20 protein-coding genes are annotated in these 13,065 nt (G+C 53.0%); all 20 read left to right on the top strand.

Features of this window, described 5'->3' with window-relative positions; all coding sequences use genetic code 11:
* The first annotated feature begins 1 nt into the window (after window position 1).
* The 20 genes from MKX34_RS24030 to MKX34_RS23935 all read left to right on the top strand — a co-directional run bounded on the left by MKX34_RS24030 (window position 2) and on the right by MKX34_RS23935 (window position 13,065).
* Window positions 2-256 carry a hypothetical protein gene (locus MKX34_RS24030; RefSeq protein WP_076297480.1) on the top strand — a complete coding sequence of 85 codons (255 nt, stop codon included), beginning with the start codon at window positions 2-4 and terminating at the stop codon, window positions 254-256.
* Between the two features lie 88 nt (window positions 257-344).
* On the top strand, window positions 345-1,286 hold the full coding sequence (locus MKX34_RS24025) for a hypothetical protein (RefSeq protein ID WP_339203628.1): 942 nt from the start codon (window positions 345-347) through the stop codon (window positions 1,284-1,286).
* A 258-nt stretch (window positions 1,287-1,544) separates the two neighbouring features.
* A complete protein-coding gene (locus tag MKX34_RS24020) occupies window positions 1,545-1,757 on the top strand; it encodes a hypothetical protein (protein WP_076297477.1) in 213 nt (70 codons plus the stop codon).
* Window positions 1,663-2,280, top strand: a complete 618-nt coding sequence (locus tag MKX34_RS24015) for a crossover junction endodeoxyribonuclease RuvC (protein WP_081384048.1) — start codon at window positions 1,663-1,665, stop codon at window positions 2,278-2,280. Before MKX34_RS24020 ends, MKX34_RS24015 begins: the two co-directional genes overlap by 95 nt.
* Window positions 2,277-2,462 (top strand): hypothetical protein, encoded by a 186-nt coding sequence (locus tag MKX34_RS24010; protein WP_076297475.1) that lies wholly within the window; start codon window positions 2,277-2,279, stop codon window positions 2,460-2,462. The genes MKX34_RS24015 and MKX34_RS24010 overlap by 4 nt, the downstream gene beginning before the upstream one ends.
* A 387-nt stretch (window positions 2,463-2,849) precedes the next feature.
* Complete coding sequence (locus tag MKX34_RS24005; RefSeq protein ID WP_143763785.1) at window positions 2,850-3,746, top strand: hypothetical protein; 897 nt, start codon at window positions 2,850-2,852, stop codon at window positions 3,744-3,746.
* Window positions 3,746-4,048 carry a hypothetical protein gene (locus MKX34_RS24000; protein ID WP_076297473.1) on the top strand — a complete coding sequence of 101 codons (303 nt, stop codon included), beginning with the start codon at window positions 3,746-3,748 and terminating at the stop codon, window positions 4,046-4,048. Before MKX34_RS24005 ends, MKX34_RS24000 begins: the two co-directional genes overlap by 1 nt.
* Window positions 4,045-4,470, top strand: coding sequence for a hypothetical protein (locus MKX34_RS23995; RefSeq protein WP_076297472.1), 426 nt, complete (start codon window positions 4,045-4,047; stop codon window positions 4,468-4,470). Before MKX34_RS24000 ends, MKX34_RS23995 begins: the two co-directional genes overlap by 4 nt.
* Window positions 4,471-4,580: 110 nt before the next feature.
* Window positions 4,581-5,132, top strand: a complete 552-nt coding sequence (locus MKX34_RS23990) for a deoxyuridine 5'-triphosphate nucleotidohydrolase (RefSeq protein WP_076297552.1) — start codon at window positions 4,581-4,583, stop codon at window positions 5,130-5,132.
* Window positions 5,133-5,249: 117 nt separating this feature from the next.
* The gene (locus MKX34_RS23985; RefSeq protein WP_076297471.1) at window positions 5,250-5,504 is read left to right on the top strand and encodes a hypothetical protein; all 255 of its coding nucleotides are present in this window, start codon (window positions 5,250-5,252) and stop codon (window positions 5,502-5,504) included.
* A gap of 118 nt (window positions 5,505-5,622) precedes the next feature.
* Window positions 5,623-6,750 (top strand): hypothetical protein, encoded by a 1,128-nt coding sequence (locus tag MKX34_RS23980; RefSeq protein ID WP_076297470.1) that lies wholly within the window; start codon window positions 5,623-5,625, stop codon window positions 6,748-6,750.
* A complete protein-coding gene (locus MKX34_RS23975; RefSeq protein WP_076297469.1) occupies window positions 6,743-7,642 on the top strand; it encodes a hypothetical protein in 900 nt (299 codons plus the stop codon). Before MKX34_RS23980 ends, MKX34_RS23975 begins: the two co-directional genes overlap by 8 nt.
* The gene (locus MKX34_RS23970; protein WP_256717677.1) at window positions 7,635-8,186 is read left to right on the top strand and encodes an adenylate kinase; all 552 of its coding nucleotides are present in this window, start codon (window positions 7,635-7,637) and stop codon (window positions 8,184-8,186) included. Before MKX34_RS23975 ends, MKX34_RS23970 begins: the two co-directional genes overlap by 8 nt.
* Window positions 8,186-8,341: a hypothetical protein gene (locus tag MKX34_RS23965; protein ID WP_179089332.1), complete on the top strand. Its 156-nt coding sequence runs from the start codon at window positions 8,186-8,188 to the stop codon at window positions 8,339-8,341. The genes MKX34_RS23970 and MKX34_RS23965 overlap by 1 nt, the downstream gene beginning before the upstream one ends.
* On the top strand, window positions 8,319-9,458 hold the full coding sequence (locus MKX34_RS23960) for a DNA cytosine methyltransferase (RefSeq protein WP_076297468.1): 1,140 nt from the start codon (window positions 8,319-8,321) through the stop codon (window positions 9,456-9,458). Before MKX34_RS23965 ends, MKX34_RS23960 begins: the two co-directional genes overlap by 23 nt.
* Before the next feature lies 1 nt (window position 9,459).
* The gene (locus MKX34_RS23955; RefSeq protein ID WP_076297467.1) at window positions 9,460-9,657 is read left to right on the top strand and encodes a hypothetical protein; all 198 of its coding nucleotides are present in this window, start codon (window positions 9,460-9,462) and stop codon (window positions 9,655-9,657) included.
* 393 nt (window positions 9,658-10,050) lie between these two features.
* Window positions 10,051-10,656, top strand: coding sequence for a zinc-ribbon domain-containing protein (locus MKX34_RS23950; RefSeq protein ID WP_339203624.1), 606 nt, complete (start codon window positions 10,051-10,053; stop codon window positions 10,654-10,656).
* Window positions 10,657-11,058 carry a sigma factor-like helix-turn-helix DNA-binding protein gene (locus tag MKX34_RS23945; protein WP_076297465.1) on the top strand — a complete coding sequence of 134 codons (402 nt, stop codon included), beginning with the start codon at window positions 10,657-10,659 and terminating at the stop codon, window positions 11,056-11,058.
* A gap of 1 nt (window position 11,059) precedes the next feature.
* On the top strand, window positions 11,060-11,794 hold the full coding sequence (locus MKX34_RS23940) for a hypothetical protein (protein WP_076104023.1): 735 nt from the start codon (window positions 11,060-11,062) through the stop codon (window positions 11,792-11,794).
* Window positions 11,794-13,065 carry an N-6 DNA methylase gene (locus MKX34_RS23935; protein ID WP_076297464.1) on the top strand — a complete coding sequence of 424 codons (1,272 nt, stop codon included), beginning with the start codon at window positions 11,794-11,796 and terminating at the stop codon, window positions 13,063-13,065. Before MKX34_RS23940 ends, MKX34_RS23935 begins: the two co-directional genes overlap by 1 nt.

Here is a 13,065-nt window from a genome sequence, read left to right as displayed (position 1 = left end):
AATGGCGGACAAGGCGCAAGTCGAAGCGAAGATAGCGCATGCAATCGAGGAGGCTGAGTCTCATCCGGACAACGGCGCAGAAGAGGCGCTTAGATATGCGGTAGAATCGATTAAGCAGCACTTTGATATTCCGTGTATGTACGAATATTGCGGAGGCTTCGATAGTCCCGGCTACGACATCGACTGTTACGCGATCGCCTACGTAACCAAAGCGGGCGAACTCGGGATCTACACGTATACGCACGAAACATACTAAGGAGGCGGTCATAATTACACAATCAATCGCTAATCAAATCGCACAGCACTTCACGGATTATCTCAACGCCTGGCATTCCGCACCAGAAGTGTACGACGACGCACTCGACGCGCAGATTCACGCAATGTACGCCGCTGTCCTCACGGATAAATCGCGCAAAGTATGGCCGCCGCGTAACATTCCGTATTTCTCTCCGTCAGCTGCAGGCGCATGTCCGCGCTCACTCTACGAAAAGGCGCTCGGCGCGAAGAAGGACGTATCCGTACAATCTCCGCATAAAGGGCGCTGGACTAGGCTCGGCACGCAGGTCGGCGATATGATTCAGCGCGATATATTATTCGCAGAGAAACATTACGATCAGCCGCGATTTGTATTCGAACGTAATGCGCTGGGTGAGCCGCGCTTCGAACAGTTTGCGCCCGGCCTTACGAATATTACACATAACGGCGCTGTTTTCTCGCTGTTCGGATTCTGCGACGGAATGATGCTTTACCGGACGGATGACGGCGAGGTGCTGCGCGTCGGCCTCGAAGTTAAATCGAAGCAGACAACGTCAGCCAAAACGTCCGAATACTCGACACGTAATGGTCCGGAGGCGAAGCACGTTAAGCAAACGGTCTGCTATTCGCGAATGTACGGAGTCGATTATTACGTAATCCTCTACGTTAATTGCGCGAAAAAGGCGTGGGAAATGAGCGCAGAGGACATCGCGAAGACTCCGGACATCAAGGCGTACGGCCTGTATATTACGGACGAGATGCGCGCAGAGGTATTCGATGGCTTCGCGGACATTGTTCACGCGGTCAATGCGAAGATACCGCCGCCCCTTGATATCGAAAACTTTACGTTCAACAATTTCAAGCGTGCATGTGCGTTGTCATTAACGGAGGATGAGATCGCGGTCATTGAGCGGAAAGTAAGCGCGATATCACGATCGAGTCTGCCGGATTGGAAGAAGCGAGGACCTATCGAAGCGCTCACGGAGATTCAGCGGATACGGTACGAGGAAGAAGCGAAGGAGGCCGCCTAATTTGCAGACACCGCAATCATACGTAATCGAATCGATAAGCAATCTCGACGGAACAACACACGAACGCGAAGCCCGACGCAAAGGTCAGCGCGTAGAAATCTTACGCTGCGAGGTCGGCGCGCCTATGCTCGTATGTTACCGCGATGACGGAAACAAGATCCTGCGGACGTCATTCGTACGTTCGATCGCGGATAGCGACGGAGTAGTTTCCGTTGTTACGAGTAATACCGTTTACACATTCGGAAAGGAGGCGGCGTAATGACTAAACGTATTATTAACGGAACCCTCTACGTATTACTTATTGGCGCACTTATGGTCGGCGGCCTGGTGTGGTTCTCGCTATTAACGTGCGGACTATTGTACGTCAGCGTTATATCTGCGCTTCTCATCGTTTGGTCGTTCATACTCGGATTTATATCGGAAGGAGGCGGAAGCGATCACGAAACAGACGAAGAAACCCGCGCTTCCTAACTTCCGTGTTCTCGGACTCGACTTATCGCTAAGTCCCGGAATCGCTGTGGTAGAAGTCCGTAATAGAACCCCGTACCTTATCGCATGTGACTCCGTAGCGACTTCGACGGCCGATACGGACGCCGTACGCAACTACACGGTCGAAACGTTTGTCGGTCACTTCGTTCGGGAGCATCGTCCGTTCGATATCGTAGTTCGCGAAGACTTTACGTCCGGACGGAATAAACGCGCGACTCAAACGATATTCAGCGCATGGGCAGCGGCAGACAGAGCGCTCGCGGCTTACGGTTACCACGCGGAGGACTTAAAGCCCGCGCTTGCCCCAACGTCGGTTAAGAAATACGTAACCGGCAACGGGAAGGCGGAGAAACCGGAAGTCGCGGAAGCGGTGCGGAAGTACCTGCGGTTGCCTGCGGATACTAAGTGGCGGACGGGATACGATGACGCGGACGCATGCGCAGTGTGTCTGTCGTATTTACTGCGCGAGAACCTAATCGATGAAATCGGAGGGATTGCGGCATGAGGGAATACATTGGATATACACACATTTCGCAGGGAGTTGAGCGCTTTGGTCCGGCGGTTAGCGAAGCGCTGAGCGGTTACGCAAATAGCGGGTACGACATTGACGTACATTACTCGCAATCGACGGAACCTCGCGGACGTATTATGTTCTCAGCGTTAATAACCGCCTGGACGCAGACATGACGCGTATTCCAGACCGCCTCACTACGCAACTCGAACGCGCCCAGCTCGCCGAGATCGCGGGACTTGAACGTGCGGTCGAAGTGCATCGCGGACTGGCGGCGAAGTATGAACGGAAACTGGCGGAGGCTCAGCGCCGCCTTAAACGGAGTGTTAGCGATTAATTTCGCCGACTCTCCGTTTTTTTCATTAAAAGTGTGCGAAGTGTGGAGCGGCGGCACCATACGTTATGTAAGGCGCGGACGACGAAAAAAGTTTCCGTAAAAGTGTGCGGGACTTCCGAGCACGTCGGCTTTATCTATGTAAGGCGCAGATGCCGCGCAATATAAACGAGGAGGCGGTTCAGTAATGACAACGCAACAATATCGCGAAGTTAAACGTAAGGCAGCGGTGGGGGAACGAATTAAGGTAGTAAACGCGTGGGCTACTGGCGGTCTCTATGAGAACGGCGATGTGTTTACTGTAACGGAAACACACGCTGAACATGAAGGCGCAGTAATCGGAGTAGCGGAACGCCTAAGCGCGGTGGGCATCGTAGTAGGCGAATACGTAGTCCTCGAACCCGTCACGGAGTCTATCGCACCCTCACCGCTATCATCCGATCCCCTCTACGCAGCCTTCCGCCAGTTCGTCGCGGACAATGCGGATGAATTGCGCAAGCTACTTCCGGAGATTGATCCGCCGGGCATCAGCGTAGGAGGAATCGTAGGCGCACCGTTTACAGTCGCAGATTCCGGCGCAGTTATCGCACGCACTCCGAAGTTGACACGCGCACAGGTTATCGCGAAGGCGACCGCTGACGTTGCGGAGTTGCTACGGATTGGTCGCGATATCTACTCGGACATTCCGAAAGAATCTCCGTTCCACAACCGTTGCTACGCCGCTAACTTTCACGTTAACCGGGATAAACGTACGGTGACAGCGTTGGTGAATCACGGAGTGTCACTAGAACGAGTACCTGACGCGAAGTTCACCGCAAAGTGTTCGCCAGCCGACGTATTCCACGCGGAAATCGGCAAAGCGATCGCGCTGCGTAAGGCGCTTGGGTTAGCGGTGCCTACCGAATATACGGACGCGCCGCAACCGGGTGGTAAAAACGCGAATATGATCGTTAGATACAAAGGGAAAACGCGGAAACTCGTTCCGTCAAACTTAGCGGTAATTCACGGTGAAACAGCGCATATTGGTTCGATTATTGGTAAGCGCGGAATTATACTCGACGACACCGACGTTGACTATAATGCTGACGCAGGAAGCGCTGTCCCCGCGAAAGGAGTTGCTGCCTAATGGACGTACTGAATACGTATGGTGGCGAGACGAGCACGCTTGCTATTATAGCTGCGATAATCATCGGAGTTCTGGCGCTATTCTTCTTAATCGCAGCGTTTATCTTAGCGGAGCCCGGCGTGCTTGTTATCGCGGGAGTCCTCGGTGTGCTTGCGATGATAGGCTGGGCTAACGCATCTGAACCGTTCCGCCACGAAGTCACACTCCGTCCGGGCGGCGTTATCGACGCGGTTAAATACGATATCATCGAACAGCGCGGCGCGATTTACGTAATTGAGGAACGGGAGGCGATCGCGGAATGATGAACGCTAAATTAACGGCAATGATCGTAGCACTTGGCGCCTACGCAATAACGCTGTCCGACGCTGGATTCGAGATTCCGGAGGAAATGGACGCGGAGATTGACGAGTTGATTGCGGCGGGAGACGAATTTGCAACGGGTATATCAGACGCTGAATCGGACGCTGTTCTCTTCGCGCAGTTAACGGGGATGCTCGACGCGATTAAGGCGGAACTGTCCCCGCCGGAACCTAAGATCGCGAAGGAGCTATACGTACTGGCTCACGTTGATTCTAACGGAAATGTTACGGGATATCCGAAGGGCGGCGGTTCCAGCGCGAAGCCGTCGATTAAGGCGCACGATTCGTTATCCTCCGCTAAGAGAAGTCGCGGTCATTGTGGCGGAACAATCATGCGGATAACGGCGATGGAACCTGCGGAATGAGAGCGCAACGTATCATCGACCGCCCGCAAGCCGAGATCATGGCGGACAGAAAGCGTAAGCGTACGGAGTTACTCGATAAATTACGGAGAGGTGAACGTGTGAACAACGATATCAACGTTAAGATTAAGCGCCTGCATCCGGACGCCAAAATCCCCGCATATGCAACGGAACTAGCGGCGGGTTTCGATTTAGTCGCGGTAGAAGACGCGGTAATTTCGCCAGGCGATACGGTTAAGGTTCCGTTAGGACTCGCGTTCGAGATTCCGCCGGGCTACGTAATGCTCGTATGTATGCGGTCGGGCATCGCGCTTAATACGAAGCTCCGGCAGCCGAACGGAATTGGCGTTATTGATGCGGATTATCGCGGAGAGGTTGCGATGATGTTCGATAACATCGCGGTCGGTCACGATGTGCCAGTTACGAACGACTTAGTATTCTACGTGAATGGTACCGGACGGTTAGCGCGTGAGGACGAGATTAACGCGTCATACATTATCCGCAAAGGAGATCGCGTTTGCCAAGCGTTCATCATCCCGTATCCGCGCGTTAACTTCGAAGTTGTCACGGAATTAGCGGAGAGCGAGCGTGGGGCTGGCGGATTCGGCTCGAGTGGAGTGTCGGCGGTAATTGACGGATGGCGCAAAGTAATCGAAGGGGAGTGAGCGCAGGATGAAACGGATTAACTACGCATTCATCGCGGTGTGGTCCGCTATTCTCATCGGATGCGCGGCGTTCTGGTACGGGGTATTCACGATATTAACGTAGAGGAGGCGCTATAAATGACTGCAACAATAATCCCGTTCCCATGCGTACAGAACGAAATTGCCGCCGCATTCGACGCATTAGCAGCGCAGGCACGCGCCGGCCTAATAACCGGAGCCATGTTCGCAGTTAGCGGACCGAACGCCGATCCACACGCAATTATGACGGGATGGCACGGCGTTGATATGGCGGAGCGCGCCGTAATGCTGACGCATATGCAATTCGATTTAATAGCGGGATTTATCGACGAGAATTACGGGGATGAGCAATAAATAGCGCATGTCTTACGGAGTTAACGGGCAAAGCTCCGTCAGCACATGCGCAAGAACCCGCCGCGCCAACGGTGGGAATAACGAATAAGAATACTATCCGAAAAGGGGACGGTTACTAATGACGAAGGTTATCGACGGTAGAAAAGCGGAGATCACGAACTCACTGCAGGTATATACGAATTGGGTAACACTCGCAGCTGAGCACGGATACCCGAAAGCAGCATACGTTTACGGAAGTGACAAGCGCAGCCACTTAAACGATGGAGATACGGTGACGCTGCTTACATCAACTTTCGTGCATGACGGCGCTATGATTTGGGTCGTGCAAGCGCGTAACGGTGAACAATTTCTCTATTCGGAAAAGGGACTGCGCATTCTCCCGGACGAAGCCATCGTAGGCATTACGCTCCTCCCCGACGAATCGCTCGGCGGTATCTCACGTGAATATCGCGAGGTTAAGCGGACGGCTAACGTAGGTGAACTCGTTAAGATTACGGATAATAATTGCGGGCACCATTTCCCTAGCGGCGAGATTGTCCGCATCCGTAGCGTAAATACTGCGGAGTATCTTGATAAGCGCGACTGGTGGGCGGTAAAAGAGGTGGACTACGTAGTCCTCGAACCTACGGATATCCTGCGCATCGACGATAAGGACGGAGTTAATCGCGCGTACCGAATGGTCGACCGTAAGGCTGCGGTGGGCGAGCGCGTGATTGTTACAGAAGACCGCGCATACTTCCGCGCAGGTCAAACGTTCGTAGTTGAGCGTACGGATTACGGGATTCCTGCGGTCGGGCTGGACGGACGCGGCAACGTTCTTGAAGCGTATTATCGCGTACTCGAACCGCTAACCTCCGCGGAACTAGCGCCGACTCCGACGCCCCTATCCGCGCTGCCCATCGCTGATCAATACGCGGAGAACATCACGGTGCTCACACGTAAGATTGCGCAATTAGAGGGCGACCTACGTGTGGCACGCGAGGATATCGTTCTCATCGAAGAGGGCGTTAGCGGCGAGATCAAAGCGCTTGAGAAGCGCACCTTAACGCTTGAAAAGCGCATCCTCGCGCTCGAAACGGACAGCTCGCCTTCTTACGTTAAAGTTGCGGAGGGTCCCGTTGATACTACGTTACCGTCATATGTTAAGAAGTCCGCTCAAAAAATCCGCGACGGAATCGTTGAGCGTGCGAAGGCTGACGTTGAAAGAATTATAGACGAATGCTGGGCGGCGGTTCGCGTTGGGTAACTGCATCGGAGGTTTTAGGATATCCGACGAGGACTTAGAGGGGCTGTTTATCGAGCATTTCCTTGTTTACGGTAAGGCGCCGTCCTCCTCGGATATTAGGAGGCTCAGACTGCCGTCCATTAAAACTATCAAAGCGAGGACAGGAAAGTCCTATAACGAGTATCTACTTTATCTAGGTATCCCTACCAACAAGAGGAGTACCCCTACTAAATCGGATGAGGAGATGCTAGCCGACATTGTTGCCCTCGCGGAGGAACTGGGTAGGACGCCGTTCGCCTCCGATCTCACAGGTAGAGCCGGCGTGTGTGGCAAAGGTACTTATAACAAGCGTTTCGGGACGTGGACAAACGCCCTTAAAGCCGTCGGACTAAAGCCTACTTGGTGTCCAGTTAGCGATGAAGAGCTGCTCTCTGAGTTGCGTAGGTTCAGGATAGAAACAGGCAGGAGCCCTTCTACTCGGGACCAACTCGCTTACGGGTGGGCAACGTTTCAAGTGCGCTTTGGGGGCTGGAATAACGCCTTAACTAAAGCAGGGCTTCCCCTAAACGAGAATATTTACGGAAATAAAACATATGGGAAAGACGGGTTGTTATACGACAGCATATCCGAATCTATAGTCGCGGATTGGCTGTACGATAACGGGGTCCATTACCAGGCTCACGTTCCGTACTTTGGGAAGTTAATCGCTGACTTTAAGGTCGGTCCCTACTACATTGAGTTCTTTGGTCTTCCGAAGCTACCTGAGTACGCGGACAGGATGAAGTTAAAAAGAAGTCTGTGCTTACGTCGCGGATACTTGCTGATTGAGCTTTTCAGTGAGGACTTAACTAACCTGGATGTAAAGCTCGGATTTCTAAAATCGAAAGGGGTTGATTATTCTGACGTTGCCTAACATCGCACTTACTGGCAAGCTTCGCGCAGGAAAGTCATTAGTCGGCGATTACCTCGCGTCCAAATACGGATATACGCAGTTCGCGTTCGGCGACGAATTGAAACGCGATTTTCACCGCCGCTATCCGGAGATCCCACGCGATCCTAAACCGCGCGCCGGCTACCAGTTTCACGGACAGTTTATGCGCGAACACGTTGACGCGGACGTCTGGATACGCAAGTGTCTTGCGGAGGTTCAGCGCGCTTACTACGCAAACCTCGATTTCCGCGCGGTAATCTCCGACGTTCGCCAGTTAAACGAGGCTGACGCGCTAGCCGCCCGTTCATACGTCCTTATCCGCGTAACTGCACCGGACGGCCTACGCATCGAGCGCGCCGTCAACTCGGGCGACACGTTCAATTACGCTGACCTCGCGCACGGAACGGAAACGGCACTCGACGGCTATGCTGCGGATTTTACAGTAGTGAATGACGGGACGCTCGACGCTCTCTACGCGCAGATTGACGAGATTATCGCGGGGCTGACACTAAAGGAGGCGGCGTGATGTCGACGGATGAAGTGGGCGGAGCTTACCGCGCAGGTTACGAAGCCGGTTATATGTACGGACGCATTGACGCGATTAGTGCGGTCCCTTATGACGATCGGACTCCGCTGGCGAAACGTGAGGAGGCGCAGGATGACGATAAGCAATCACGTTAAGAATCCGCAAGACGGGCGCTACTCATCGCGCTACCTATCTCGTAAGCGCGTTGTTAATTGGGACGAAGCCGCTTATACGGTACCAACGAGCGCACGGGACGCGTCGCTTCATCCCGGAAAATTGAGCGAAGAGGAGACGATATCCATACGCAACTATAACGTAACACCGCAATTACCTGCGAATGGCTTAACGGTAGCTGAGTTATTCTGCGGCGGCGGACTAATGGCGGTCGGATTACAAGCGGCAGGCTACGATATCACCTTCGCGAACGACTTCGATAAGCGTGCGGCAGAAGCGTACGCCTACAACATCGGCGATCACGTAATCTGCGGAGATATTACGTCTGACTTAATACAGGCGCAAATACCCGACGCAGACATTATCGCAGGCGGACCGCCGTGCCAAGACTACAGCGTTGCCGGTTCGGGTGCAGGCGAAGAGGGAGAGCGCGGTAAACTCGTATGGACGTACCTGCGTATCATCGCGGACAAGCAGCCGAAAGCCTTCGTATTCGAAAACGTAAAGGGTCTCCTTACGAAGAAGCACCGCCCGACATTCGACGCTTTATTAGCGCAGTTTGACGAGATCGGCTACGCGGTTACCTGGCGCGTAATCAACGCGTGGAATTATGGCGTAGCTCAGAAAAGAGAGCGCGTGTTCATCGTAGGTGTGCGGAAGGACTTGGCGTTTACGTTTGAATTTCCGTCGCCATACGTATGGGATTATCGGACGCAGGTATTGCGCGATGTAATCGGTGATTTGCCGGAGCCCGCCGAGCAGGATTGCGGACGTTTTTGGACTCCGGGGCGTGAGTATTCGTACGATCAAGCTAACCGCGTTCAAACGATGGATGCTCCGTGTAATACGATACCAGCGCACCACAACAGCGGTCAGCCGATTCATCCGCTACATGGGCCCCGCCGTTTCACCGTCCGCGAGTGCCTCCGCATCCAATCAGCCCCCGATTCGTACGTACTGCCAGACACAATCTCGCTGTCCGCGCAATATCGTATTGTCGGTAACGGAGTCGCATCGCGCGTCTCCTACCTAATCGGAGTCGCGCTGGCGGAGCAACTTAACGTTGTCTTAGCGCAAGACTTACGGGAGGCTGCGTAATATGTGGACGCCGATAGACGAACGCTTTCAGCCTCCGACTGAACCGCGCGTATCCGCTAACTGTACGTACTGCGGCGGTGAGATTTACGTAGGCGATGAGCTTATACGGTATATGAACGGAGACGCCACGCACGAAGGCGATTGTGAGAACGGATATGTGGCGGAGGAACTCGGAATAATGCGGACGATTGCGGAGTAGTATTCGCAAGTTTCAACGTTAGAATATTTCACAATAGCGGAGGTTACTACGTGCGGCATCGTTCATATAGCGTAGGGCTTCCGTATAAAAGGGGCGGTAAAAATAGCAGTTAAAGAGGATTGGGTAGAGATTACCATAACTTCCCGAACGGTAGGATACTATGAGTCACTCGGATATCGAATACCGAGAAGAGAAACGCGAAGTGGTTACACCTTTAAGATGGGGCAAAAGTTAAACGTTAAGACGGAACACTTGAATAGAGGGAGTCACACTGAGGTGGTCAAAGTATGTGACTTTTGCGGAAAAGAGACGCCGAGAATAAAGTTCAAAGACATCATCAAGGCCCGGATAGATGGCGCGGATATATGTAAAGCATGTAGCACCTCACACAAGATGAAAAAAGTAGCAATTGCACGTGCCGCAGCGGGCAACAACCTAGTGGAGTTATTTCCTGCTATGGCGGCGGATTGGGATCATGGTAATAATAGCGGAGTTCTACCGAGTGAGGTGACTCCCGGCAGCCACTTTAGGGCCTCTTGGATAGGGGCAGTATGTGGGCACCGATGGGAAACGACTGTATATTCGCGCACAGCAGGAACGGGTTGTCCTATTTGTAGGGTTTCCAAGGGAGAGCAGGCCATTCAGCGCCAATTGGAGAAGTTTGGCTTAGTCTATGAAGCTCAAAAGTCTTTTGATGGGCTTGTTGGAGTTAAGGGAAACTCTTTGTTATTTGACTTTGCTGTACTGCACGAAGGTGAAATTGCCTGTCTCATTGAGTACGACGGAGAGCAGCATTTTCGTCCGGTAAACTTTAGCGGGGAAAACATGGTACTAGCACACGAGCGGTTTGGTTGGCTAAAAGAGCACGACCGTAAGAAAGATGAATGGTGTGCACAGGCTGGAATTCCCTTAATTCGCATCTGTTACTGGGATTTTGACTGGATACCTGTGGTTTTATACGGAGTGGCTATTAATCTGATTAATAAAGGGGCGGCTTAAATGGGAGCGATTAAGGTTGATACTGAGAAAGACAGCAGGGCTTACGCGGTTAAGTACACCTTGAGCGATAGTGTTGGCGTAAAGAAGTTACTTAGAGATCGACATTATATCGGTGAGGCGCGCTTTCAAGGTAACACTTCCGCATCGGACGTCCTTGTTGACCTAAATTCCGCGATCAGCTCGGCCGGCTTAACGGAGCGCCAGGCGGAATCCGTCGCGTGGGTTTATGGCGTTGACCTTACGCAAGCAGACGCGGCTAAAGCGATGGGGATTTCGCAGCCGACCGTTAAGCAATCCGTAGACGAGGCGGCGGAGAAGATCGCGGCGGTTTATCGGAAATGGGAATACGGGGAGATTACGGTTGGCTACGTACTAGACGAAGACGAAACGGAGGCGGCGTAATTTGACGAGTAAACCAGATGTAACGTATCGCGAGGCACTTTCGGAAGCAGTGCTGGAGATGGAGACGCAAATGAAGGCGCTATTCAAGGCGGACTACTCCGCACATATTCCATATAAAACGTACAATTTACGCGACCGCACGCAGCGCCAGGCGGCTGTGGCCGAAGTCGCAGACACGTACACCATCGCGCATAACGAGTTTAATGCAGAGATACAGCGGCGCTATTTCGAACGGGGCGGTTCTGGTGAAGGCCCCGCGTTAGTTCCCGCTGACGCTACGCTACTCGTCCGTTTGGCTAACATCGTACTTTATGACGAGCTAACGGATGATCATCCAGATAAAGTGACGCGCACCGAGTACCCATTCTTCTCCGAATCGCAACTTGAGCGCCGCCATGATAAGGAGGTTTCATTGTGGGTAGCGGAGGCTATTGGCACTGACGGACGCGACTACCGACCGAAAAAGAAACGTATGCGGTCAAAATGGGAGCATGAGTATGTTGACCGAAACGCAAAAATACGCAATAAAGCGAGAGCTACGCAGTATGTGCGGGATATAACAACGGTCACGACTGCTAAGTACAATCTCGCGGACACAAATGGGGAGCTTACAGAGTCGTTCGTAGATTGCATCGGTATTGGAGCGCGGTGGCTGGAGGATATGAGTGTGGTTAATGAGCTCGTAATAGAACCCGCGGAGGAATCTGCGGAGATTTACGTAAGGGAGGTGGCTTAATGGGCAAAGCATCACGCGCTAGATGGGACGGCAATGTACGCTCAATGGCGATAGTTGCTAAGCCCCGCGCCGACATTACGGAGGAGGACGTTCAGTTTCTCCGCGATAACTACACGTCAACCGGCGGGTTATTACCTAACGCATACGCTGGCGGGGCGTTCTATACTCCGCCTCACGTAGCGCGGTTTATAACGGAAGCATTGCGGGGCTTGTGCGGAGGTTCATTTATGCCTGGCTCCCGTTTCCTTGAACCGAGCGCGGGCAGCGGCGTGTTTATCGAACATTTACCGCAAGACGCGGAAATTACTGCGCTAGAACTCGATGAGACGTCAGCTAAAGTAACGTCGCTTATCTATCCGCAGGCTAACGTTATCCGGGGAGACGCGTTCCTACACAGTCGCCGCGAGTACTACGATTATGTTATCGGGAATCCTCCGTATGGCGTTAGTATCGACGTAGCTGCAGTGGATTTACCTGACGCGTTTGAGACGTTGAAAGTGGCGAAAGGACGCGCGAAGGGTAAGTCGGAATCGGCGTTTATTGAGCTCGCGATTAAAGCGGTCAAGCCCGGCGGTTACATTGCGTTTGTGCTGCCGCTGGGACTCGCGTTTGCTAACTATGCGGAGACGATCCGCAAGTTACTGTATCAAACGTGCTGGCATATAGCTACGATCGTACTCCCTGGCGAAACATTTGCGCTAACAGGTACGACAATTGAGACGCAGATACTCATCGTACGTAAAGCGCCGCCAGGAACGCCGCTGATTCCTTCCGCAGAAACACGCTGGGGATCGAACTTTAGGCGTGGCGGTTACGATGACATAACGGAGTTTGGCGCTAAGTTCATCGCGGGCCAGCAGCCGGCCTACTTCGCGAAGATAACGGACATTGGCTACGATAAAGACGGTCGCTCAACGGATAGATGGGGCGGCGGATTAACGCAGCTAGACGAGTTGCTATCGGACTTTACTGACGATTACTTGATGCGCTCGAACCTATACCCGCACATTCCATCGTGGCATAGCGTTAAAGACGTCAGCGCGTTTATGTTCACGCACGCTAACGATACTTGCGACGGTTATCGAGACGCTAAGGGCACGTATGCCGACGGACCATACCGCTGGAACGAGTTGACACTCGGCGCCGGCAAGGAAATAGCATGGGAGGGTGAGGAGGTTAGTTCGTTCGACTTCGGCTGGCAGGACCGGATTGTTGACGCTTATTATGCGTATGTAACCGCCGATCCTGCGCCTCTTCCGTTAGCAGCTTAA

The organism is Paenibacillus sp. FSL R5-0636, assembly GCF_037974255.1.
GTDB classification, from domain to species: Bacteria; Bacillota; Bacilli; order Paenibacillales; family Paenibacillaceae; genus Paenibacillus_AQ; species Paenibacillus_AQ odorifer.
This window is presented reverse-complemented; position numbering and strand designations above follow the sequence as displayed.